We start from the raw sequence: 23523 nt of genomic DNA on the forward strand, positions 1-23523 counted from the left end.
ACATCATGACTGAAAAACTTCAATTAACTAAATCAGATCGTAAAAAAGTTTGGTGGCGTTCAACTTTCTTACAAGGTTCTTGGAACTATGAACGTATGCAAAACTTGGGTTGGGCTTACTCATTAATTCCAGCTCTTAAAAAACTCTACACTAAAAAAGAAGATCAAATCGCTGCTCTTGAACGCCATCTTGAGTTCTTCAACACTCACCCATACGTAGCCGCTCCAATCATGGGGGTTACTCTTGCACTTGAAGAAGAACGTGCTAACGGTGTTGAAATCGATGATGCTGCTATCCAAGGGGTTAAAATCGGTATGATGGGACCTCTTGCTGGTATCGGTGACCCAGTATTCTGGTTTACAGTACGCCCAATCCTTGGATCACTCGGTGCTTCACTTGCCCTTACTGGTAATATCTTAGGTCCAATCCTCTTCTTCGTTCTTTGGAACTTGATTCGTATGTCATTCTTATGGTATACACAAGAGATTGGATACAAGGCTGGATCAGAAATCACTAAAGATATGTCTGGCGGTATCCTTCAAGACATCACTAAAGGGGCCTCTATCCTTGGTATGTTCATTCTTGCTGTCCTTGTTCAACGTTGGGTAAATATTAAATTTGCTTTCGATGTTGCCAAAGTTCAACTAGATGAAAAGGCTTATATCCATTGGGATAAATTGCCAGAAGGATCTAAAGGTATCCAAGAAGCATTCGCACAAGTAGGACAAGGATTGTCTCAAACTCCTGAAAAAGTTACTACTTTCCAACAAAACTTGGATATGTTGATCCCTGGACTATCAGGACTACTCCTTACTTTCCTTTGCATGTACTTGCTTAAGAAAAAAGTATCTCCAATCACTATCATCCTTGCCCTCTTCGCAGTGGGTATTGTGGCACATGTTCTGCACATCATGTAATCAAACAACTTAAAAGGAACCAGGTTCTAAGCCTGATTCCTTTTTCCTATACTTTTATTCTGCCAAGGCTCCCATTGGATCCCAAGGTGCAAGTACGATTGGTTCTGCTTCATAGGCAGCTTGTTCTTCTGCTGTCAGCAATTCCTTACGTACAACGATTTGGTAAGTGTATTCGTCCATCCAAGCGTCTGAGGCAACAAAGTAACCATCTGTACCAACCTTGTCTCCCCATGAGTTTTCAACCTTCCACTTAGTTGATTTCCCATTTTCGTCCAAGTCCACACCTGTCAAGACCATAGCGTGGGTCATCAAGCTCTCGCTGTAGTCCAAACGTCCAGCCTTGTCTTGAGTGAGTTTAATGTCCATGCTTGATTCAAAGTCATAAACATCTGTCGCAAGAATTCCAGCTTTACGGTTGCTGAGCTGACCGACATCTGAACCAAACCAAACAGTCTCACCTGTTTGCATTTGGGCAATTGCCAATTCTTTCAAGCGCTCCATCGGCACGTTGATGTAACGAACCTCACGGCTACCAACCACATTCCCCAACATCTCAACTGTATAAGATTGGCCATAAGGTTTATCAGCAGTTGGAGCATTGATAACAGAAACGTAGTCTTCTAGAGGAAGATTGACATATTTCTTGTAAAATTCTTGTGGAGTAATGCTCTTTTCACTTTGGTAGTTGTTATCCTTATCGCGATAAGCAAAGTCAAATTTACGTGGAGGAAGTCCCAATGACATAGCAAGGAAATTAAAAATTTCTTGCAAGAGGTCTTCTTTCTTAGCTTGAACAGTCGCTTGGTCTGCGCCAGAAGCAAGCAAGTCACGCAAGATTTGAGCATCTTGACGAAGCAATTTATTAAGGATTGCATTAAGCTCACGACTGCTGCTAGATGAAACAGACTCAGGATAAACTGACTTAGGAACGACACCGTATTTCTCAAAGAGGGCAACGACCATATCCCACTGACCGCCATCTTGTTGTGGTGTTTGAAGTAGGAATTTAACCTTACGGCTCGTCAAGTCTTGGTCTGTAGTCGCAATGACTTGCTCCAAGAACCAGTTTGATTTCTCATACTTGTCCCAGAAGAAAGTATGGGCCTGTGACAACTCAAAGTTCTCCAATTTGTATTGAGAGATGAGTTTGTGACGGAAGGTGTTAAGGGCTGCAAACATCCAGCAACGACCAGATGCTTTCTGGTTGGTTACCTTGTCCTTGGTCAAATCCAATGAGAAAACAGGGGTGTTGTCTACATGGCTTTGGCGACGTTCTAGGGCTGCAAAAATTCCGTTGTGGCTGGCAGCATTTTCAATCGCTTGGTATTTGACATTTGCTTCATAGTTGGCAAATAGTTTATCAGTAAATGATTCTTGAATCGCGTTCATAGATTCCTCCTTTTATTCTACAGTCTATTATAACTCTTTTCACAAAGGAAGCAACTGAAAAACATAAAAGGCAAGGACATTCTCCCTCACCTTTTTCTAATATAAACTAAATTAAGCGATACTAGCAAGGAGAACCTCTAATTCTTCCTTGGTCAAGCGACGCCATTCTCCTCGTTGCAAGTTCTCATCTAAAACTAAAGTTCCCATAGTCAAACGTTGCAAGTCTACTACTTCCTTGCCACAGTAGGCCACCATACGCTTGACCTGATGGAACTTCCCTTCTGCAATGGTCACACGGATTTGACTTTGATTCTTTTCTGTCTCTATGGATACAAGCTCCAGTCTAGCAGGCTGACAAGTAAAGTCTTTAAGAGGAATTCCCTTGGCAAATGTCTCCACATCTTCTTGGGTCATAATTCCCTTGACCTGAGCCAGATACGTCTTGTCCACATGACGCTTGGGTGAAAGAAGAGCATGGGCAAGCTGACCATCATTAGTCAAGAGCAAAAGACCATGCGTATCAATATCCAAGCGCCCTACTGGGAAAACTTCCTTGCTCCGAGCCAAGTCATCCAACAAGTCCAGAACGGTTCTGTGCTTGGGATCCTCAGTCGCTGAAATAATACCTTGAGGCTTGTTCATCATGTAATAGACAAACTCTTCATACTCCAACACTTGCCCGTCAAAGCGAATCTCATCTATTTTTTCATCAATCTGCAATTTAGCTGATTTCTCTTTTTTACCATTTACCGTCACGCGCCCAGCCTTAAGAAAGTTTTTAACTTCTGTCCGACTCCCTACAGCGCAGGCAACTAAAAATTTATCTAATCTCATAGAACTATTATATCACACTCAAAAGGAGGGCTAGCAAATGCCTCCCTCTTTTTTCTTTATAAGAAACTAACTTCCTCGTCTCCAGAAAATCGCTAAGACAATCATGGAACCTAGTACTGCCGGAATAATGGCAGTTCCTGCTATTATCGGTCCCCAAGTCCCAAAAAGCAAATGCCCTATAAAGGCACCAATCCAGCCTAGAAACATTTTTCCAAAACATCCCATTCGCTCTCCACGATTGGTCAGAGTACCTGCTAAAAATCCCACTAGGAGACCAACGAACATACTTCCTAACATATTATCTCCTTAATTTGCCCAATCTCCGTTACGGAAGAGTGGTACACGTGTCCCATCCTCACGGATACCATCGATATCCATTTGACTAGATCCAATCATAAAGTCCACGTGAACATCTGAACGGTTAAGCCCCGCAGCCTCAAGCTCCTCTTCACTCATCTCTGCTCCACCAACGACGCTAGTCGCATAGGCTGCACCGATAGCTAAGTGATTTGATGCATTTTCATCGAAAAGGGTGTTAAAGAAGGTAATGCCTGACTGAGAAATTGGGCTTGGATCTGGTACCAAGGCACATTCACCCAAGGCACGCGCACCCGCATTTTCAAAGACAAGGTCTTTCATAACCTGGTCACCCTTCTCAGCAGTGATGTCAACGATTTGTCCATCCTTAAAAGTCACCTTAATACCTTCAATAATATTTCCGTTATAGCTAAGCGGTTTTGTAGAAGTTACATAACCATCTGCACGACGGAAGTCAGGTGCTGTGAAGACTTCCTCTGTCGGCATATTTGGCAAGAATCCTTCGCCCTGCGCATTGATAGCACCAGCTGATTCCCAAACGTGGTTCTTTGGCAAACCAAGTGTCAAATCTGTTCCTGGCGCTGTGTAGTGAAGAGCTGAAAATTGCTCTTTATTAAGCATATCGGCCTTGCTCTTGAGAATAGCTGCATGCTCTTCCCAGGCCTTAACAGGATCTGCTTCGTAGACACGGCAAGTTTTGAAAATTTGGTCCCAAAGGAGATCGACTGCTTCTTCGTCGCTCGCAGCATTTGGAAAGACTTTCTTAGCCCACTCAAGTCCAGCAGCGGCTGCTACAGTCCAGCTAACCTTGTTGGATTGCGTTGCGATGCGCATTGGCTTCATAGCAAGTCCCATAGCTTTAGCAGAAGATGAAAGCTTGTCAGCGTCCACTCCGTTCAAGGCACCTGGATCAGATGAACGAACTCCGAGACGGCTAGCCTTGTTCTCCAAAAGATAATTCATCTCAGCAATCTTGTATTCTGGTACATTGTCCAGACGCTCCATCGGCGCATGGAGGAATTTCTCACGGTTAATGACATCATCTGTCCACTGAACGATGACCTCATGCGCACCCAAGGCATAAGCTTCTTTGACAATTAAGTGAGCCAACTCACGTTGCTCCACATCGATAGAGAGAGCCAAAGTGTGACCAGGTTGCACATTAATTCCGTTCGCAACCAATAATTTCGCATATTTTTCTAGATTTTCTTTAAAATTTGGTAAAACCATGTTGTTTTCTCTTTTCTATTTTTATTTTTCTTTCAAAGCAGAGAATAATCCTGCTAAAGCAATAGCACCTGACAAGAGTGCTGTTGATAGAAGGATTGTCTGGTCAGCAAGTTCTAATTGATATTCAAATACCTTCTCAGCCGGCTTATCTTCCGCAAAAATTCTTAGTTTCATGAGAACCACCTTAAAATTTATTAAAACAAATCACTATGACTGCCTGTCCTCAGCAAATTTAAAATCAATTCTTCCTTGTCTACTTTATAAACCAAAAGCCAATCTGGCTGGATATGGCATTCACGAACTCCTTGAAAATGCTTGGATGCCGTCAATTGATGATCACGATATCTAGCAGGAAGTTCTTTTTCTTGAACAAGAAAATTTAAAACTTCTTCTAATAATTCTACCTTCAAACCACGCTTCATAGCCAACTTAAAATCTTTTTTAAACTGTTTATGATAACGAATCTTAAGCACGCAAATCCTCCATCAAGTCAGAGATTGATTCAAAGGATTGGCTCATATTACGATTTTGGTCTAAATCCGTTAATACCTCAAGCAAGTTCCGACTCTCGTCTAGTCTAACATCGAAAGGTAAACCCTGATATTGAATAGCTTGACGAAGGAAAATATTGATAGCTGTTGTCATATCCATTCCCAGGTTATTAAACACCTGTTGGGCCTGCTCCTTAACCTCACTATCCAAACGGATACTCATGCTCGTCTTTGACATACTCTCACCCTCTTTCTATAGACTATTTTAACAAAAAAGAAGGCTAATGTAAATCTATTGGATATACATTAGCCTCTTTGGATAGATGATTATCGTTGCTCTGATGACTTGCTTTCTATAAAATCATTTACCCTAGTCAAGATCTCTTTTTCCAGTTCTGTTATTTGTTCCGGACCCCAACCAGAATCTTTTTTAGAAGTTATCTCTGCCATTATCTGTAATTTTAAACTTTGACGATAAAATATATCTTGCCATTGATTATATTTTGCACTTGGAACTAAATTTCCAAACTTCGAATTCTGACTATCTGTAATGATACAAAGATTCCCGAAGGAGTGCAAAAATTTATCATCAATCTTTTCAACTATTTCATCACTATTTGGATGTTGTGGAAACCAGTGCTCTATGGAACGACGATATGTAAACTTAAAATCTTCAAATTCAACGCTCGAATACTTTCCTTTTAAATCCGAACAATTTTTCCATAAAACATAATCTATAAAATTGAAATCATAAACACGAATGGCACCATATCTTTTGATATTTCTATCCTTGTCAAACAAACTTTCTTTAGCATATCTCACTGCCATTTTCTCAAGAAAATCCTTAAACAAGCCAGCAAATTCTGCTTGATTTAACTCTTCAATATGGTTAAACAAGAATTGCAAGATCTCATATAACCAACGACTGTCACGATTGGCAGTAAAGGTCACAGCAAACATGGATTGGAGCATTAAAATATCATCATTAAACTTTTCAAAAGAATTTTTATCAAAATAATATTGAACAAATAAATCTCCTCCTGTTTTGTTATTATAATCATTCCGATAAACTTTCTGCAGAAACCAATCATTTTCTTGTCTTCTATTATTAGTCTCTTGAGACATTCGTACGATCAAATTATCAAATATAAATTTTAATTTCAATAAATTCCTAATAAATAATGTAACATCCTCTAAGTTTGTATTAACATTAATTACATTTTCAAATGTTTCTAATAATTTCTTGTCATCTAGCTGTATATCAGAAGGGGATACATTTCCAAATGTTATATAATAGACGAAATATAAAAATGTTTCAAAGTTTATAATCGTTCTGTATTTTTCCACTTCATTCGTATCTGATATTACTTTAACTATTGTAGATTCTTTATTTTCTATACTAGAGAATAAAGATTTCTTATTAGTTGATTGAACTTCTATTTGACTTAAGGACTTATCGATATTTAAAAGAAAGCTATTCTGATAATTATTTCTTTTAATCCAATTCAAAGGAAATATTTTTTCTCTCTCTGCATCATGATGCTTGTTCTTTGCTTTTTTTGTAAATGCATTGATTACCGGCTTATCAAACTCTGCGCAGGCATCCCAGATTCTTGCAAACTTTTGCGCCATTTCTTGATCTTCACCAAATTTAGACATCATTTGTGCCTTAAGAATCTCATGAGCCTCTAGTTGTTCTCCTCGAGAGTTGAAACGTTCGAAATATAAATTCAAATCTAAATCATTGGGAAGAATACTACGAAAAATAATGACATTATCAAATAGATAATTAAAGAAAGATTCAGATTCAAATTGCCGCTCCTCTAGCATTTTTTTCAATGCGTCATAAGCATGTCTATAACCTCTAGTCAGCTCATTTTCATCGTCCTCAGAAATTTTTTGCTTGGTAAATAGCTTTTGAATGTTCTCATTTGACTTCTTCCTAGCTGGGAAAGTAAGATTGACAGATTTCAATCTATCAAAACAAAACTCATGCTTCAAAGCTAAGGCAATCAAATTAAGGGCTGTTGTTCGCTGTTGCCCATCTATAATTTTGAAAATGTCATTCTCTTTATTAACGACTAATGTTCCAATATAGTAGTAATTGTCTCTATTTTCTTGAAAAGCATCTGCTACGTCATTCAATAACTGCTCAATCTCATCATAAGTCCAGGCAAAATTTCTCTGATAAAGAGGAATAGCATAGATATCTTCATTTAACAAACGATTAACTGATAAGCTTATATGTGTTTCTACCATTTACCTTTTTCCTCTTCTATAATCTTGTCCACAGTATAATTTTCAAATAGCTCTCTATCTATCTTGATCATGAAATCATTCGGAGTGACAGCATGAGCTAAAAGTTGAAATAGTTTTTGAACCTCTTTTTGTCTAAACCTTCCACCAGCAGCATAGTTTCCAAAAGTTGCATCATATATTGCTTTAGACTTAACTCGAGGGTAATAAGACCAAATAAACAAGGTCTCTACTATATCCTTTGATAGCTCATCTTTTCCAAATCTCTCTGCAAAAAGCGAGCAAATATTTAAGAATATATTGTGACACTTGAGGTAGCGTCCTTTTGAGCTATTGTAAATGTTTAACATACCTTTTGGGTAAGCAAGATTTTTTTCTTCCCCTTCAGGCTCATCAGAAAATCCTAACTTTGCATTTAAAAAATCTTTATGATCTTTAATAGTTTTATGAGCAGATTCAATATATTCAAAAAATGTACTTCCATCAATGATTGGCATAGTAATTGAAAGAGGGAATTTTTCAATATGACGATACAATTCTAGATATGGAAAGTTCTGATTCAAATCAACGCCTTTAAAATCGTCAATAAAATCCTCTGTAAAACGGAGATAAGATCCATAACGCTTGTTTGTCAATCCTGTCTCTCCTCGCGACCAACGTCTCATACGAAAAAGATGTTTATCAAATAACTCTTTGAGACTTAAATCTTTATCTTCTACAAATTGCTCCCACTTTTCCACAATTCTTTCATCTTCGGAATCTTGCTTGCGAAGATGATAGGCTTTGAGCAAATCATGAGGTTCTAAAGATTTTCCACGATTATTCTGAGAATCAAATAACTGAAAGGCTTCAGATAATCGTTTCTTTGGCATAGTAATCACGGAGACAGAACAATTTTCCAATAAAAAATTGCAAATATCTTTTGCCTGATTTTCGCCAACCAATTGAGTCAAATTTTCCCACTCATTATAATTTTCACTCGCATGATAGCAAGATAGCTCTCCAAATACAGCAGCACTCAGCAGTTGCTTAGCACCCTTATAATTCTCTAATCTATCTAATAAATGAAGAAACAAGGAAATTGAAATTAGCCGTTGCTGTCCATCGACAATATCATATCCATCATTTTCATGTAAGATAACGGAACCAATCTGATATTCCTTTTTCCCCATAGCATCTCGTAAATCATAAAAAAGATTACGGATATGTTTTCTGTTCCATTTATAAGGTCTTTGATAAGAAGGAATCCGCAAATTCCCTTCTTTCAATAGTTCTCCAACCTTTTTAGAAGTAAATTGAATAGTCATTTTATCCTCATCTATTATATTTATCTAGCATTTCTTGAACTGTTTGCTTCATATCCTCCACTAAAATCCGAGGAGACAAAACAGTAACTGCTTCCCCTTGCCCCAACAACCAGCGTTTAAGCCCCGGTGTATGCTGACTCTCAAACTTAAAATGAGTCCAGTCGCCATTTTTCCCAACTGTTTTTGCATTTGGAAATTGATCCATCACAATCGTCGGATCGTACAAATACTCGATTTCAATACTGATTTTCTTCCCGATAAAAGCATCTACTCTCTCGTTACGAATGTCGCCATCTCTAAATTTATCTCGATAAGAAATAGAGGGTTTCTCTATATCACTAAGAGACCATGACTCGATACGGTCTACTCTTAAAGTAATATAAGTAGCATGTTTCAACTGGTAGACAACTAGATAGAAATAATGACTATCATAATAAAGAGAGACTGGCAAAACAGTCTGCCTCTTAGAAGATTCAGAATAAGGTTTTTGATAGATAATATCTAGAACCTGTTCATGCAAAATAGCTTCTGATAAATTCCAAATTTTCTCTATTCTATTTTGTTGATCCGTTAAGGGAGCATAGTTCAGCTTTTCACTTCCAATAATCTGCTCGATTTCTTTCCGATCATCACGGGGAACTAAGACCAGTAAATTATGTAGTAAACTAGCAATTTCTGGTCTATTCAGTGCTCGATTTTCCAATAAAATCTTTGAAATAACGAGAATATCCTTTTTATTAAAAACTGACTTACTTGCTAAACAATACTTATTCGTTTTACGGTTATAAAGCAAATCTCCACTATAACTGGTGTGACTAGATAAAATATCACGGAGTAGCGAAAAATCTCTCTGTATCGTCTTTTCACTAACCTCAAATTCCTGAGCCAGTTGCTTTTTTCCTAACGGAGTCCCAAACTGTAAACGTAAAAAAATCGTTAGCAGTCTCTCTTGATCATTCATTTCCAGTCCTTCTACATATTATTCAAACAATACTATTTCCAGTACATTATTATCACTTCTATAGTCTAACTAGCACTTTATATTCAAAACGATTAAAGCAAAATAAACTAGCCCTTAGATGATTTCAACTGTACCACTATGCCAGATTCGAAGAACTCAACTACGGATTCAGGCATATTTTTTAAGTCTTCGGGTAAGCAGTCTGAATATACAATGAAGAGTTTGTTTCTTTTCTTACTCTCTTTGAATCGCTGCATCCAGTATTCCTGTACCCTTTGATCAGCCTCTCCCAAAAATTGAACTCCATTCAGAAAAAGCCAATCATACTCTGTATACTCCATTTGCAGTTTTATCCATTGACTATCTTTAGAAGAAATCAAATTATCTCTCACTCGATAATATGCAAGTGATGCTATTGGAGTAGCAGGTTTTATTTTAGTTAACGTATAATAAAACAAATGCCATCTATCAGTCTCTGAAATACCGCAAATGTAAATACATTGAGAATCTTCTTTTAAGTCTATTTGTGGGAATCCGGTCCAATCATTCCCATCATCTTTCAAGCCTTTTTCAAAATTATAAATTTCCTCTTCAATTGACACATTAGAATTTAAAATTTCTTGATTCACCATATTATACTCTCTTTTCTATTATTTTTAAGAGAATTATAACAAATCAAGTGGACATATTTTGTCCACTTGATCAAAATAAGCAATTTTTTAAAACAATTCATCAAACAAACTCAACTGGTTATCCTCTGGCATATTGCCGAGGATGCCCATTTCGTCCATCTTTTCAACCAAGGTTGATGAAAGCCCTCCACGCTTACGCAATTCTGTTTTAGAAAGAAATTCTCCTTCTTCACGTGCTCGTACCAACTGCTTGGCAACGTTCTCTCCCAGACCATCCATAGCAACAAATGGCGGAATGAGGGTATCCCCATCGATGAGGAACTCTGTCGCCTGACTACGGTAGAGGTCTAATTTGCCAAACTTGAAACCACGTTCCCACATTTCATTGACGATTTCAAGAGTTGTATAGAGGTCAATTTCCACATTAGAGGCCTCATTGTTCTTCCGTTTTTCAGCGATTTCTTCCATTCTGCGTTTGATGGCCTCCAAGCCCGCACCCATGGTCTTGATATCAAAAGCCTTAGCACGGATTGAGAAGTAAGCACAGTAGTAATAAATAGGATGGTGAACCTTGAAGTAGGCCACACGCAAGGCCATCATAACGTAGGCTGCCGCGTGGGCTTTAGGGAACATGTACTTAATTTTCCCACAGGACTCGATATACCACTCTGGCACCTTATTGGCCTTCATTGCTTCGATATAGCCATTTCGCTCCTCTTCGGAAATCTTGAGCCACAATCCCTTACGTACCCGTTCCATGATGGTAAAGGCCATCTTAGGTTCGAGACCAGCATGCATGAGGTAAACCATGATGTCGTCCCGACAACCGATAACGGTTGATAGGTCCGCAATTCCCTGTTTAATCAAATCTTGGGCATTGCCCAGCCAAACGTCGGTACCGTGGGACAATCCAGACAACTGTAGCAACTCAGCAAAGGTCGTCGGATGGGTTTCATCGACCATCCCACGCACAAAGTTGGTTCCAAACTCTGGAATCCCCAACATACCCGTAGGCGTTCCGATTTGCTCAGGTGTTACCCCAAGTACATCAGTACCAGAAAAGAGAGCCATCACACCTTCGTCATCCATAGGGATTTCATTAGGATCAATCCCAGACAAATCCTGAAGTTTCCGAATCATGGTCGGATCATCATGTCCCAGTACATCTAGTTTAAGGACATTTTCATCGATATCGTGGAAGTTAAAGTGAGTGGTCTGCCATTCAGCCGTCACATCATCCGCTGGATACTGGACAGGCGTAAAATCGTAGACATCCATGTAGTTCGGAATAACAACGATTCCCCCTGGGTGTTGTCCAGTTGTTCGTTTAACCCCAGTAGCTCCCTGGGCTAAACGCTCCACCTCTGCAGCACGATAAAATTTCCCATAATCTCTCTCGTAACCCTTGACAAAGCCATAGGCTATCTTAGCTTTCACCGCACCTACCGTTCCTGCACGGAAGGCATATTCCTCACCAAAGATATCACGCACATCCAAGTGGGCACTAGGCTGATCTTCACCCGAAAAGTTCAAGTCAATATCGGGTACCTTATCCCCATCAAAACCAAGGAAAGTCTCGAAAGGAATATCCTGTCCGTTTTTGCTGAGTTTGTGACCACATTTAGGACAGTCCTTATTGGGCATATCAAAACCTGAACCATAAGAACCATCTGTGATAAACTCACTGTACTGACACTGACCACAGACATAGTGAGGAGAGAGAGGATTGACCTCTGTAATCCCAATCATGGTCGCAACGAAACTAGATCCTACAGACCCACGAGAACCAACCAAGTAACCCCGTTCATTGGAACGTTGAACCAGCATCTGCGATGCCAGATAAATCACAGCAAATCCATTCCCCAGAATAGAGGTTAGTTCTTTTTCAATCCGCAAATCAACGATATCTGGCAGCGGATTTCCATAAATCTCAAAAGCTTTCTTATAGGTCAGCTCGGCAACTGTTTCTTCAGCCTTGTCGATGAAAGGCGTATACAAGTCACCCTTAACAACCTCAACAGGTTCAAAGATATCTGCCAAGGCATTTGGATTTTCAATGACTAATTTGCGTGCCAGTGCCTCTCCCAAGAAGGCAAATTCATCCAACATTTCATTAGTCGTTCTAAAATGAACTTTTGGAAGAGGAGCAGGTTGAGCATGTTCGCCGTGACCTATGGTTCGGTTAATCATAGCCCCCTGTCCCAAACTACGGACGATAATTTCACGGTAAATCTCTTCCTCCGGTTCGATATAGTGAACATTTCCGGTAGCCAGAACAGGCTTACCAAGACGGTCTCCCACTTCTATCAAACTTTTGATAATGGTCTGGAGTTCTTCCATATCCTTGACCTGCTCCTTGGCAATCAAGGGAGCATAGATAGCTGGTGGCATGACCTCGATAAAGTCATAATACTTGGCCACCTCAACCGCCGCATCCACACCTTGGGAAACGACTGTATCAAAAACTTCACCTTCAGAGCAAGCTGAACCTAAAATCAAGCCCTCCCGATGGGCATCTAGAACCGTTCTTGGAATCCGTGGCACCCCTTCAAAGTACTTGGTATTGGATAAAGAAACCAGTTTAAAGATATTTTTTAGCCCTACTTGATTCTTGACATAAATGGTCGCATGCTTGATCCGAGCTTTTTTATAAGAATCTGGACTAATCAAATCAATATTAAGTCTAGCTAGATCGGTCACACCATGTTTTTCTGCTACTTCTTTGATAAAAATAAAGAGCAGACGACCAGTAGCTTCCGCATCGTAATTGGCCATGTGGTGATGTTCTAAGGCCACACCAAAACGCTTGGTCAAAGGCCCCAAACCATGACGTTTATACTCAGGATAGAGATTTCTAGCAAACTCCAGCGTATCAATAACTGGCTGACTAATCTTTGGCAGACCATGACGCTCATAGTTGGCATTCATAAATCCAACGTCAAAGGTCGCATTGTGAGCAACTAGAACCGTATCCTTACAAAATTCTTGGAATTCTTGTAAAACTTGTTCTAGTGGTTTGGCATTTTTGACATGATCATCTGTAATTCCAGTCAACTCAGTAGTAAAAGCTGACAAGGGATGCCCAGGATTGATAAATTCATCAAATTCAGCAATGATATTCCCCTTGTACATCTTAGAAGCCGCAACCTGAATCAAATCATTATAGATAGCTGAAAGTCCTGTCGTTTCCACGTCAAAGACCACATAGGTTGCTTCTGACAAGTCCATCTCCACTTCGTTATAGACGATAGGGACACGGTCCTCCACGATATTGGCTTCCATACCATAGATCAGCTGGATTCCCGCTTTCTTAGCCGCCTTATAGCCGTGTGGGAAGGATTGAACATTCCCGTGGTCGGTGATAGCAACTGCTTTGTGTCCCCACTTAGCAGCTGTCGCAACGATTTCTTCGACCTCTGGCAAAGCATCCATGGTCGACATGTTAGTATGAGCATGAAACTCAACCCGGCGCTCACCTTCTGGCATCAAATCCTTCCGCTCATAGTGAACAACTTCCTGCACATCCTGCACATTCATAGTCAAATCTCGTGTGAAATTATTCATCTCCACATTCCCACGCACTCGGAGCCAAGAATTTTTCTTGATTAGGTCAAATTTCTGAGCCTCTTCCTCATTCTTAACCCACTTTTGCATAGAAAAACTGGAAGTGTAGTCTGTCATTTTAAAGTTGATCAAAACACGCCCTGTTCTGGTCACTTTTTGCTCCACATCAAAAACAACCCCTTCAAAGACCAGACGATTTTCCTCAGTCGTCACTTCGATCATAGGAGTAATCTCTGCCTTATCCAGCTTCGGTTTAGCCGCAGCCTTTTTGGCCTGAAAATCAAAGGATGGTTTCTCTTCCGCTGGAGGAGGTGCCATCTGTTCTAGTTGCTCCATAGCACGGAGCGTTTCATCATTGGCAGCTTGAACAATCTGCTCATTTTCAGCATGAAAGGCTTCTTCCTGCTCTTGAGTCAGCATATCATTCTTCTCTACTTGACAGTTGAAAGTTGGAAAGCCAAATTTTTCAAGTTGTTTGGCTAAATTAGGAAGGTGATTTTTCTTAAAGTGTTCCTTATCAATCGCCTCGGAGCCTTCAATAAAGAGTTGGTTCCTCTCCGCACGAACTCGCAAATTCTGATAAAGGGACTTAAAACCTTGACTAGCACATGGCCCTTCAGAGAAAGCCTCCCTATAGTAGGACTGCAAGAGCTGGTTTGAAAATTCTTGAGACAGAGCCTTAATTTCAAAAATAGCTTTATTACCTGTCTTAGAAAATTCCTCACTCAAACCTTTCTTTAATTCTAAAAAGATTTCAATCGGTAAAATATTAGAAAATACGAAATGAAACTCCCATACCTTACTAATTTTATGAACCACAACTCGCTCAATATCAGCCTGTGATAAAGCAGGATCCTGGCTCATTTCAGCAGGCATCCCCAGTTGATTCATCAAAATTTCAAAACTGTTTGACATTCATTTTCCTCACATTATTCTCCTACTATTTTACCATATTTAGAGGTATTTTCTAAATCATGACCACCCGTCAAACGGGTAGTTTGTACCAGGGCTATAAGCCCAAATTACCAGCCAGCGCCTAAAGATGCTGGCTTTCACTTTGTTCAAGCCTCATTGCTCTTGACTCGTCACTTGCCTCTTAAAGAGGCTTTAGTATTACTTACAACTATCCCTAAATGGATCCTCATATTCTTTTACACTCAATTTATCTAGTGCTATATCATGCTTTACTCGTTCTCAAATTTTTATACTCGTAAAGAAATCATCCACTGGATAATTTCTTTAATCTTGAATATATTTCTTAATTGTGGCTTCATTGAGTCCCACCGTACTTACATAATAACCTTCCTCCCAGAAATGCCGATTTCCAAACTTGTACTTGAGATTGGCGTGTTTGTCAAACATCATGAGTGCACTTTTTCCTTTTAAATAACCCATGAAACTCGAAACACTTATCCTTGGTGGAATACTTACTAACATGTGTACATGGTCTGGCATTAAGTGACCCTCGATAATTTCAACTCCTTTATAACTACACAAGCGATGAAATATTTCGCCTAAACTACTTCGATATTGATTATAGATGACTTTTCGTCTATACTTAGGGGTGAACACAATGTGATACTTACAGTGCCACTTTGTGTGCGATAAACTATGAGCCTTTTGTGCCATATTTTTCTCCTTTCGCTTTACAATTGGCTTGAACACCTTTATTGTATCGCGTTCGGAGTTTTTTGGGTATAACCTTCGACGCGCACCCGCATAGCGGGTGGTTGTTTTGTCTCGCACCTAACGGAGCGAAACGGACTAATAGTCACATAAGACAAAAGGAAGCCACTAAGTGACTTCCTTCTAGAGGGAGGACTAATTAGTCTTCACCTTTGTTTTTCTTAATGATTTCTTCTTGTACTGACTTAGGTACATCTTCGTAGTGGTCAAATACCATCATGAATGTACCACGTCCTTGAGATGCAGAACGAAGAACTGTTGCATAACCGAACATTTCAGCAAGTGGAACGTAAGCACGAACGATTTGGCTGTTACCGTGTGCTTCCATACCATCCACACGTCCACGACGAGCAGTTACGTGACCCATAACATCACCAAGGTTTTCTTCTGGAACAGTGATAGTTACAAGCATCATTGGCTCAAGGATAGCTGGTTGTGCTGATTTAGCAGCTTCTTTAAGGGCAAGTGAAGCCGCGATCTTGAAGGCAGTTTCAGATGAGTCGACATCATGGTATGAACCATCGTAAAGCTTAGCTTTAACGTCAACCATTGGGTAACCTGCAAGAACACCGTTAGCCATAGATTCTACCAAACCTTTTTCAACCGCTGGGATAAATTCACGAGGAACCACACCACCGACGATTGCGTTTTCAAATTCGAAGCCTTTACCTTCTTCGTTTGGAGTAAATTCAATCCATACATCACCGAATTGACCTTTACCACCAGACTGACGTTTGAAGAATCCACGTGCTTGAGTAGAAGCGCGGAATGTTTCACGGTAAGATACTTGAGGAGCACCTACGTTCGCTTCAACTTTGAACTCACGACGCATACGGTCAACAAGGACGTCAAGGTGAAGCTCACCCATACCTGAGATAACTGTTTCACCAGTTTCAACGTTTGTTTCAACGCGGAATGTTGGATCTTCTTCAGCCAATTTTTGAAGGGCGATACCCATCTTATCTTGGTCAGCTTTAGATTTTGGCTCAACCATCAATTGGATAACTGGTTCTGGAACGTTGATTGACTCAAGGATGATTTTAGCTTTTTCATCTGTCAATGAGTCACCAGTAGTAGTATCTTTCAAACCAACGGCAGCAGCGATATCACCTGAGTAAACAGTGTCGATTTCTTGACGGCTGTTAGCGTGCATTTGAAGGATACGTCCGATACGTTCACGTTTACCTTTAGAAGTGTTCAATACGTATGAACCTGATTGAAGCACACCTGAGTAAACACGGAAGAATGTCAAACGACCTACGAATGGATCAGTCATGATCTTGAAGGCAAGAGCTGCAAATGGCTCTTCGTCAGATGCTGGACGAGTTTCTTCAGCGTCTGTATCTGGGTTAATACCTTTGATAGCTGGGATATCAAGTGGGCTTGGAAGGTAGTCAATAACTGCATCAAGCATCAATTGAACACCTTTGTTCTTGAAGGCAGAACCACACAATACTGGGAAGAATTCAACATTGATAGTCGCTTTACGGATACCAGCTTTCAATTCTTCGTTGGTGATTTCTTCACCTTCGAGGTATTTCATCATCAATTCTTCGTCAGTTTCAGCAACTGCTTCGATCAATTTTTCACGGTATTCTTGAGCTTGGTCAAGGTATTCAGCTGGGATGTCTTCTTCAAGGATATCTGTACCAAGGTCGTTAGTATAGATTTCAGCTTTCATCTTGATCAAGTCAATGATACCACGGAAGTCATCTTCAGAACCGATTGGCAATTGGATTGGGTGTGCATTTGCTTGAAGACGATCGTGAAGTGTGCTTACAGAGTAAAGGAAGTCCGCACCGATTTTGTCCATTTTGTTAGCAAATACAATACGTGGAACTCCGTACTCAGTTGCTTGACGCCAAACTGTTTCAGTTTGAGGCTCAACACCTGATTGCGAGTCAAGAACGGTAACCGCACCATCCAATACACGAAGAGAACGTTGTACTTCGATTGTGAAGTCCACGTGTCCTGGTGTGTCGATGATGTTTACGCGGTGGTTGTTCCATTGAGCTGTTGTTGCAGCAGATGTGATAGTGATACCACGCTCTTGCTCTTGCTCCATCCAGTCCATTTGTGACGCACCTTCGTGAGTTTCACCGATTTTGTGGATTTTACCAGTGTAGTAAAGAATACGCTCAGTAGTTGTTGTTTTACCAGCATCGACGTGAGCCATGATACCGATATTACGAGTTTTTTCAAGTGAAAATTCGCGTGCCATGAGGTTTGTTTCTCCTATTTATTTTTGATTTCTATTCTATTATAACATGATTTTAATAAAAACGGATAGGCAGGACCTACCCGTTCTCAATGTTTTCATGCTATTGTTGGTTTCAACTTACGAGCTGGTAAGTTGAGTTATAGCTAATACTAATCGATTTAGCTAATTTGAACCCGGGCTAAAAGCTTGGAAAATAGATAAGCTCTCCTAGAATCTTCGATTCTTCGTCAAGCTTCCTAATTTTCAGTCGCTTTTTTAACGCCCTTAGTATCTTAATCTTACCAACGGAAGTGTGCGAATGCGCGGTTAGCTTCAGCCATACGGTGAGTGTCTTCACGTTTCTTAACAGCTGCACCAGTGTTGTTAGCAGCATCTAAGATTTCTTTTGCAAGACGGTCTTGCATTGTGTGTTCACCACGAAGACGAGCGATTGTTACCAACCAACGAAGTCCAAGTGTTGTACGACGTTCTGGACGAACTTCAACTGGGACTTGGTAGTTAGAACCACCGACACGACGTGCACGTACTTCAAGTACAGGCATGATGTTTTCCATAGCTGTTTCAAATACTTCAAGTGCATCGTTACCAGTAGCTTCTTTGATTTGCTCAAAAGCACCGTAAACGATTGAAGCAGCTGTACCACGTTTACCATCAAGCATAACGCGGTTGATAAGACGAGTAACTAGTTGTGAATTGTAAAGCGGATCTGGCAATACGTCACGTTTTGGAGCTCTATTTTTACGACTCATTTCTCTTTATCCCCTTTCCTTATGCTTTTGGACGTTTAGTACCGTATTTAGAACGGCCTTGTTTACGATCGTTAACACCTGCAGTATCAAGTGCACCACGGACGATATGGTAACGTACCCCTGGAAGGTCTTTTACACGTCCACCACGAAGAAGAACTACGCTGTGTTCTTGCAAGTTGTGTCCGATACCTGGGATGTAGGCAGTAACTTCGATAAGGTTGCTCAAACGTACACGAGCGAATTTACGAAGGGCTGAGTTAGGTTTTTTAGGTGTCATTGTTCCAACACGAGTTGCAACACCACGTTTTTGTGGTGAAGAAACGTTTGTTTGAACTTTTTTATGACTGTTGTAACCAACGTTCAAAGCTGGTGATTTAGATTTTTCTACTTTTGATTTACGCGGTTTGCGAACCAATTGGTTAATTGTAGGCATCTACATTCTCCTGTGTTTTTTTATTTTTGGTGATGATACACTTGGTGACAGCTATCATCTGTGTGTACTTTTGCAACATTTGTCAGCACGTCCCTGTACACTCTTGAGAGACCAAAAGTAAAAAGTACCGTCTATTATTGTAACAAATTTTCCCCTTGGTTGTCAAGATATTTTTCTTTTTTATTCTTAATTTTAGCTCTTGCTACAACCTTGGACGAAACAAAAAGAAGGAAGCTAAGACCCTTCCTCAATTTACAAATTATTTCATTTTTAACACATAATGTCCAGGGAAATATTATATCATCACAACCAACCAGATTCTTTCGCGATATTAGCTGCCTCTGTTCGATTAGCAGCATCTAGTTTAGAAAGAATATTGGTTACATAATTTCGGACGGTTCCGTTGGATAGATAAAGTTTGTCTGCAATTTCTTGGTTAGAGAAGCCCTGAGCAATTCCATTTAAAACTGCGATTTCTTGTTCTGTTAATGGATTGGGATGTGTCATCACCACTTCCATCAATTCAGGCGAATACTCCTTGCGTCCCTCTAGGACGGTGTGCAAGGTTTGCATGAGGTCTGCAATGTTTCTTTCTTTTAATACATAAGCATCTACTCCAGCCTTGACCGCACGTTCAAAATACCCTGAGCGCTTGAAGGTCGTCACTACAACCACCTTTGTTTCAAGCTTTTCTGCTCGTATCCACTCCAAGACTTCAAGGCCTGTCTTAACAGGCATCTCTACATCAAGAATGGCGATATCTACGGACTCTTTTTCTAAGAGTTGGATTGCTTCTTGCCCATTCTTGGCTTGTAAGACAGACTCTACATCTGCTTGAAAGGCCAGCAACTGGCACATGGCATCTCGCAACATACTTTGATCTTCTGCGACTAATACTTTCATCTACTTTCTCTCCTTATAAGGTAGTCGAACCTGAACTTCTGTCGGTTGTTTCTGACTAATTACCTTTACTTCTCCCGAAAATGGAAGAACACGATCTTGAACTGTATGGAGGTCATCTCCCTTTATAGAAGTAAAGCCACAGCCATCATCTCTCACTATTAGAACGAGTTCTTTCTCTGTCCGTTCTAATTTCAAGTAGACTTTAGACGCTTTAGCATGTTTGATGATATTGGTCACTAATTCAAGCAAAATCATGGAAGCCGTTGACTCCAACTTCTGAGTTAGGCTAGCAGTATCTAGTTGGTTATCCGTTTCCACCTCAATTCCAGCAATTTCTAACATCTTTTTCACAGTCTCTAGTTCTGATGTCAAAGTTCTAGATTTAAGATTTTCCACAATGGTTCGAACTTCACGCATTGATTCTTTGCTAATTTGCTGTATTTCTCTTAATTCCTTTTCCACCTGTGGATAAGCCTGTATTTGAAATAACTGCAAGGCTAGATCAGTTTTAACACTAAGCATAGCAAAGGTATGCCCCAGACTATCATGCAAATCTTGACCGATACGACTGCGTTCATTTTCAGCAAGCAATAGATTTATCTGGGCATTTTGCTTAGCCTGAGCTTCTTTCAAATCCTCCACAATCCTAATCCGAACCAAACCAAAAGTCATTAAATCGACAAAAGCAAGAATTACAAGTAGATAGAATAGAGACTCAACTTCGATTCTCTGAAAAATCAAAAGCTGGCCCACAACTAGGACTTGAGCAAGGAGAAAAGTCCGGACATGTAAAGAATTAAAACTACGTACGCCAAAATGATAAATTAAGAGATTGGAAAGGAAAAAGAAGAACCAGATATAGTTCACAGCAACAAAGGCGGTATTTCCAGCAACATAGACCAGCATGATCCCCCAGAAAATCCAGGATAGACGAAGGATCTTAGTTGTTAAAACACCCAAATACGCCACTATAAATAGAATATCAATCAATAAATGCCAGACAGCTAGTTCCCCAGTCACTACAGGAAGGATGGGGAAAACCATAAAAATCAAACTGGCCCAATACATATAGTCTATGCTCTTCAGTCTTTTAAGCATTAAGCATTCTCCTTATGACCTTGAAGGTAAATGGTCAAACCAAACAAAACTGCTGAAAAAACAAGTAGATAAACTATGGCTGATAGATTGAGGCCACCCTCATTTAAGAAGGTCTTGATCAATTCCATCAACTGATAGCTTGGTAGGCGCTTCCCGATTGCTTGCATCCAATCTGGAAATAAAGAGACGGGCATCCAGAGTCCACCTAAAACAGCCAAGCCAAAGTAAAGAAGATTGCCTACGACAGACATCAGCTGACTAGTCGGTAAGAGTGTCAAGGTCAAACCAAGCGCTACAAAAGCTACACTTCCTACTATCAGCAAAAGTGCAGCCCCAATCCAGTTTCCAAGAGACATATCCACACCTCTTACAAAATGCCCAACTGAGAAAACAACCAGAATTGAGACCAAATAATCAACCATCATACTTGTTATCTTTGATAGATAATATTCTACCATATTTACAGGGCTATGACGTAATATTTTCTGCCAGTTGTTGATCTTGTCGGTATGTAAAACAACTGGGAATGAAAAGATAGCGGTCGACATCATGGAAAAAGCCGTCATGGAAATGAGGTAGTCGCGCATAAAATTAGCCGGTCCACCTGGTGTGTCCTGATACATGCCTGAAAAGAATAAATAGAAGGCTGTCGGCATCCCTACGGATAATAGATAATAGACTAATTGTCGTTTGGTCAATAGAAATTCTATCTTGTTTAGTGCGATCCATCGTTTCATCTTAGTCATCTCCCTTTTGTGTTTCTTCAAAGATTGTATCCAACAAGCTACGGTTATTGACTTCAATTTCTTGAATCCTACATCCTGCTTGCACTAACAGTTGCCAAAAAGCATCCGCTTCACGTGTAACTACTTGCAAAGCATCTTGTTTTTGTGACCAGTTTTCAACCAAGTTAGACTGCTCAATGACTTCCTTGTATGCTAGAGGAAGGATAAAGTGCTTTTCAATCTCCTCACTGCGCATGGCTAGAGGTGTTGTATCGCGAATCAACTCTCCCTTATTCAAGACCAAGATTCGGTCCGCTGTATGCTCTACCTCTTCGATATAATGAGACGAATAGAGGATGGTTACTCCCTGAGCTTTTAACTCCTGAACAATTTCCCAAAAGCGTTGACGAGTTGAAGTATCCATGGCAGCAGTTGGTTCATCTAAAAAGACAAGCTTTGGTCGCCCAATTAAGGTCAAGACAAAAGAGAAAAGACGCTTTTGCCCACCTGACAATTTTTCTGCAAATTGCTCTTTTTGTTGCTTGTCAAACTGCAATAGTTGATCGATCTCCTGGTTGCTCAAGGGATTTGGATAAATACTTTGAAAGAAAGCAATCAACTCTTTGACCTTTAATTTCTGAACGATGACATTTTCTTGAGGGAGATAGGATCTTGTGTAGTCTAACTGAGAACTCGTCACTGGCAAGCCTTGGATGGATACTTGACCGCTTGTGACCAGTTTATCTCCAAGCAAACAGTCCAAGAGTGTGGTCTTCCCAGCACCATTGGGACCAATCAAGGCGACGCATTCACCTTCTGTTACCTCAAAGGAAATATCCTTCAAAATAGCCTTGCCCTTGATGTTTTTATTTAGGCTTTCTACCTTAATCATGTTCATCATATTCTCCTTTCAGCCACTCCTTTCCCATCGGAAAGGCGATAAAAATCATAAATCCTAGACCCCAGGCACCGCGAATGGCTTGGTGAAGGAAGGCTTGATCAAACCAACCTGTAAACATTTCTACCAACCATACCACTAGTGATAGTCCAATAAAAAGATAGAGAAATGCTTTTTTCATTTTTCAAACTCCTTTTTCACATCTGAGACTAATTTCAAACCTTCTCGGATAAGCCAGGACATCATTCCAAATCCTGCAAATAGCTCCCAAGGAAAATGATAGAAACCTTCATCCAATCCTGAGAACATGAGATAAGTCATGACTCCTGCTGCTACTAAACTCATTGCGACAATTACTTTATGTTTCATTTTTTCTTCCTCCCTTTCATACTTCAATTATAGTCTTTTGAAGTTAGCGGAGCTAGATGCTTCTGTCACAAGGAAATATGACAAATGTCATAAAAGATTCTGTTCAAAACAAGCAAGATACACTATACAATAAAAAACAAGTAGAAAAATCTAATGCAGCTTCCTTAAAAGAAATATCAAACCCAATTCACACTATATTGAAAACTAATACTTATTTAAAATCAAAAGAGCGGAAATTTTTATCGTACAAAACACATATATTATAGGCAGAACAAAAAAACTCTTCAATTACTTTCTTAAAAGTTTGTAAGAATTATACAATCTGTTAAATTTTAATTTATGTACCTAAACTACTGTATTCATTGAACAAATCAGGAAACAAAAAAGTATACGCGATCAAAATGAATTACTGAAATAAAAAAAGAGAGAAGCAAACTGATTCTCTCTTAATGTATATAATATCTAGTTAAATAAAAAAAGATACGCTTACGTATCTCTGTAATGTATCGGGAAGACAGGATTCGAACCTGCGACACCTTGGT

General features: G+C 39.8%; 22 protein-coding genes and 1 pseudogene. 1 reads left to right on the top strand and 22 read right to left on the bottom strand.

What is annotated here, in order from left to right:
- Positions 1-5: 5 nt before the first annotated feature.
- A complete protein-coding gene (locus tag O3601_RS05855) occupies positions 6-917 on the top strand; it encodes a PTS system mannose/fructose/sorbose family transporter subunit IID (RefSeq protein WP_033676082.1) in 912 nt (303 codons plus the stop codon).
- A 54-nt stretch (positions 918-971) separates the two neighbouring features.
- Here O3601_RS05855 and pepC read toward each other — a convergent pair whose 3' ends face one another.
- The 22 genes and pseudogenes from pepC to O3601_RS05965 form a co-directional block, all read right to left on the bottom strand.
- Complete coding sequence (pepC, locus tag O3601_RS05860; protein ID WP_371471689.1) at positions 972-2306, bottom strand: aminopeptidase C; 1335 nt, start codon at positions 2304-2306, stop codon at positions 972-974.
- Between the two features lie 111 nt (positions 2307-2417).
- Positions 2418-3140: a pseudouridine synthase gene (locus O3601_RS05865; protein WP_371471691.1), complete on the bottom strand. Its 723-nt coding sequence runs from the start codon at positions 3138-3140 to the stop codon at positions 2418-2420.
- A 66-nt stretch (positions 3141-3206) separates the two neighbouring features.
- Entirely contained in the window at positions 3207-3437 is a 231-nt protein-coding gene (locus tag O3601_RS05870; protein ID WP_000901572.1) for a GlsB/YeaQ/YmgE family stress response membrane protein, read from the bottom strand.
- 9 nt (positions 3438-3446) lie between these two features.
- Positions 3447-4688 carry an aminopeptidase gene (locus O3601_RS05875; RefSeq protein WP_371471694.1) on the bottom strand — a complete coding sequence of 414 codons (1242 nt, stop codon included), beginning with the start codon at positions 4686-4688 and terminating at the stop codon, positions 3447-3449.
- A gap of 21 nt (positions 4689-4709) precedes the next feature.
- Complete coding sequence (locus tag O3601_RS05880) at positions 4710-4862, bottom strand: hypothetical protein (RefSeq protein WP_000776626.1); 153 nt, start codon at positions 4860-4862, stop codon at positions 4710-4712.
- Positions 4863-4882: 20 nt separating this feature from the next.
- Entirely contained in the window at positions 4883-5161 is a 279-nt protein-coding gene (locus O3601_RS05885) for a type II toxin-antitoxin system YafQ family toxin (RefSeq protein WP_261025629.1), read from the bottom strand.
- Positions 5154-5417 carry a type II toxin-antitoxin system RelB/DinJ family antitoxin gene (locus O3601_RS05890; RefSeq protein ID WP_153192760.1) on the bottom strand — a complete coding sequence of 88 codons (264 nt, stop codon included), beginning with the start codon at positions 5415-5417 and terminating at the stop codon, positions 5154-5156. Before O3601_RS05890 ends, O3601_RS05885 begins: the two co-directional genes overlap by 8 nt.
- 89 nt (positions 5418-5506) lie before the next feature.
- Positions 5507-7438 carry a DUF262 domain-containing protein gene (locus tag O3601_RS05895; RefSeq protein ID WP_153192758.1) on the bottom strand — a complete coding sequence of 644 codons (1932 nt, stop codon included), beginning with the start codon at positions 7436-7438 and terminating at the stop codon, positions 5507-5509.
- Positions 7432-8742 carry a DUF262 domain-containing protein gene (locus O3601_RS05900; protein WP_371471698.1) on the bottom strand — a complete coding sequence of 437 codons (1311 nt, stop codon included), beginning with the start codon at positions 8740-8742 and terminating at the stop codon, positions 7432-7434. The genes O3601_RS05895 and O3601_RS05900 overlap by 7 nt, the downstream gene beginning before the upstream one ends.
- A 7-nt stretch (positions 8743-8749) precedes the next feature.
- Positions 8750-9703, bottom strand: a complete 954-nt coding sequence (locus O3601_RS05905; RefSeq protein ID WP_042749966.1) for a YafY family protein — start codon at positions 9701-9703, stop codon at positions 8750-8752.
- A 107-nt stretch (positions 9704-9810) separates the two neighbouring features.
- On the bottom strand, positions 9811-10335 hold the full coding sequence (locus O3601_RS05910; RefSeq protein WP_140833282.1) for a DnaA ATPase domain-containing protein: 525 nt from the start codon (positions 10333-10335) through the stop codon (positions 9811-9813).
- An 87-nt stretch (positions 10336-10422) separates the two neighbouring features.
- Positions 10423-14814 (bottom strand): PolC-type DNA polymerase III, encoded by a 4392-nt coding sequence (locus tag O3601_RS05915; protein ID WP_371471702.1) that lies wholly within the window; start codon positions 14812-14814, stop codon positions 10423-10425.
- 327 nt (positions 14815-15141) lie between these two features.
- Positions 15142-15528: pseudogene (gene tnpA, locus O3601_RS05920) on the bottom strand (IS200/IS605 family transposase); the annotation flags it as partial.
- A gap of 196 nt (positions 15529-15724) precedes the next feature.
- Positions 15725-17806, bottom strand: a complete 2082-nt coding sequence (fusA, locus tag O3601_RS05925) for an elongation factor G (protein WP_000090345.1) — start codon at positions 17804-17806, stop codon at positions 15725-15727.
- Between the two features lie 278 nt (positions 17807-18084).
- Positions 18085-18555, bottom strand: a complete 471-nt coding sequence (gene rpsG, locus O3601_RS05930; protein WP_000087873.1) for a 30S ribosomal protein S7 — start codon at positions 18553-18555, stop codon at positions 18085-18087.
- A 19-nt stretch (positions 18556-18574) separates the two neighbouring features.
- Entirely contained in the window at positions 18575-18988 is a 414-nt protein-coding gene (rpsL, locus tag O3601_RS05935; protein ID WP_001142332.1) for a 30S ribosomal protein S12, read from the bottom strand.
- A 303-nt stretch (positions 18989-19291) separates the two neighbouring features.
- The gene (locus tag O3601_RS05940; protein ID WP_033679613.1) at positions 19292-19891 is read right to left on the bottom strand and encodes a response regulator transcription factor; all 600 of its coding nucleotides are present in this window, start codon (positions 19889-19891) and stop codon (positions 19292-19294) included.
- On the bottom strand, positions 19892-20989 hold the full coding sequence (locus O3601_RS05945) for a sensor histidine kinase (RefSeq protein ID WP_371471706.1): 1098 nt from the start codon (positions 20987-20989) through the stop codon (positions 19892-19894).
- Positions 20989-21726, bottom strand: a complete 738-nt coding sequence (locus O3601_RS05950; RefSeq protein ID WP_371471709.1) for an ABC transporter permease — start codon at positions 21724-21726, stop codon at positions 20989-20991. The genes O3601_RS05945 and O3601_RS05950 overlap by 1 nt, the downstream gene beginning before the upstream one ends.
- A gap of 1 nt (position 21727) precedes the next feature.
- Positions 21728-22612: an ABC transporter ATP-binding protein gene (locus O3601_RS05955; RefSeq protein WP_371471711.1), complete on the bottom strand. Its 885-nt coding sequence runs from the start codon at positions 22610-22612 to the stop codon at positions 21728-21730.
- Positions 22599-22793: a hypothetical protein gene (locus O3601_RS05960; protein ID WP_219967532.1), complete on the bottom strand. Its 195-nt coding sequence runs from the start codon at positions 22791-22793 to the stop codon at positions 22599-22601. The genes O3601_RS05955 and O3601_RS05960 overlap by 14 nt, the downstream gene beginning before the upstream one ends.
- On the bottom strand, positions 22790-22981 hold the full coding sequence (locus O3601_RS05965) for a hypothetical protein (RefSeq protein ID WP_000681201.1): 192 nt from the start codon (positions 22979-22981) through the stop codon (positions 22790-22792). Before O3601_RS05965 ends, O3601_RS05960 begins: the two co-directional genes overlap by 4 nt.
- Positions 22982-23523 lie beyond the last annotated feature (542 nt).

This window comes from Streptococcus sp. 20925_1_69 (assembly GCF_041432365.1).
Lineage (GTDB): Bacteria > Bacillota > Bacilli > Lactobacillales > Streptococcaceae > Streptococcus.

Excerpts from the sequence above, each read along its gene's own strand:
- O3601_RS05855 (WP_033676082.1), top strand. The coding sequence starts at position 6 with ATGACTGAAAAACTTCAATTAACTAAATCAGATCGTAAAAAAGTTTGG.
- pepC (WP_371471689.1), bottom strand. The coding sequence starts at position 2,306 with ATGAACGCGATTCAAGAATCATTTACTGATAAACTATTTGCCAACTAT.
- O3601_RS05865 (WP_371471691.1), bottom strand. The coding sequence starts at position 3,140 with ATGAGATTAGATAAATTTTTAGTTGCCTGCGCTGTAGGGAGTCGGACA.
- O3601_RS05870 (WP_000901572.1), bottom strand. The coding sequence starts at position 3,437 with ATGTTAGGAAGTATGTTCGTTGGTCTCCTAGTGGGATTTTTAGCAGGT.
- O3601_RS05875 (WP_371471694.1), bottom strand. The coding sequence starts at position 4,688 with ATGGTTTTACCAAATTTTAAAGAAAATCTAGAAAAATATGCGAAATTA.
- O3601_RS05880 (WP_000776626.1), bottom strand. The coding sequence starts at position 4,862 with ATGAAACTAAGAATTTTTGCGGAAGATAAGCCGGCTGAGAAGGTATTT.
- O3601_RS05890 (WP_153192760.1), bottom strand. The coding sequence starts at position 5,417 with ATGTCAAAGACGAGCATGAGTATCCGTTTGGATAGTGAGGTTAAGGAG.
- O3601_RS05895 (WP_153192758.1), bottom strand. The coding sequence starts at position 7,438 with ATGGTAGAAACACATATAAGCTTATCAGTTAATCGTTTGTTAAATGAA.
- O3601_RS05900 (WP_371471698.1), bottom strand. The coding sequence starts at position 8,742 with ATGACTATTCAATTTACTTCTAAAAAGGTTGGAGAACTATTGAAAGAA.
- O3601_RS05905 (WP_042749966.1), bottom strand. The coding sequence starts at position 9,703 with ATGAATGATCAAGAGAGACTGCTAACGATTTTTTTACGTTTACAGTTT.
- O3601_RS05910 (WP_140833282.1), bottom strand. The coding sequence starts at position 10,335 with ATGGTGAATCAAGAAATTTTAAATTCTAATGTGTCAATTGAAGAGGAA.
- O3601_RS05915 (WP_371471702.1), bottom strand. The coding sequence starts at position 14,814 with ATGTCAAACAGTTTTGAAATTTTGATGAATCAACTGGGGATGCCTGCT.
- fusA (WP_000090345.1), bottom strand. The coding sequence starts at position 17,806 with ATGGCACGCGAATTTTCACTTGAAAAAACTCGTAATATCGGTATCATG.
- rpsG (WP_000087873.1), bottom strand. The coding sequence starts at position 18,555 with ATGAGTCGTAAAAATAGAGCTCCAAAACGTGACGTATTGCCAGATCCG.
- rpsL (WP_001142332.1), bottom strand. The coding sequence starts at position 18,988 with ATGCCTACAATTAACCAATTGGTTCGCAAACCGCGTAAATCAAAAGTA.
- O3601_RS05940 (WP_033679613.1), bottom strand. The coding sequence starts at position 19,891 with ATGAAAGTATTAGTCGCAGAAGATCAAAGTATGTTGCGAGATGCCATG.
- O3601_RS05945 (WP_371471706.1), bottom strand. The coding sequence starts at position 20,989 with ATGCTTAAAAGACTGAAGAGCATAGACTATATGTATTGGGCCAGTTTG.
- O3601_RS05950 (WP_371471709.1), bottom strand. The coding sequence starts at position 21,726 with ATGAAACGATGGATCGCACTAAACAAGATAGAATTTCTATTGACCAAA.
- O3601_RS05955 (WP_371471711.1), bottom strand. The coding sequence starts at position 22,612 with ATGAACATGATTAAGGTAGAAAGCCTAAATAAAAACATCAAGGGCAAG.
- O3601_RS05960 (WP_219967532.1), bottom strand. The coding sequence starts at position 22,793 with ATGAAAAAAGCATTTCTCTATCTTTTTATTGGACTATCACTAGTGGTA.
- O3601_RS05965 (WP_000681201.1), bottom strand. The coding sequence starts at position 22,981 with ATGAAACATAAAGTAATTGTCGCAATGAGTTTAGTAGCAGCAGGAGTC.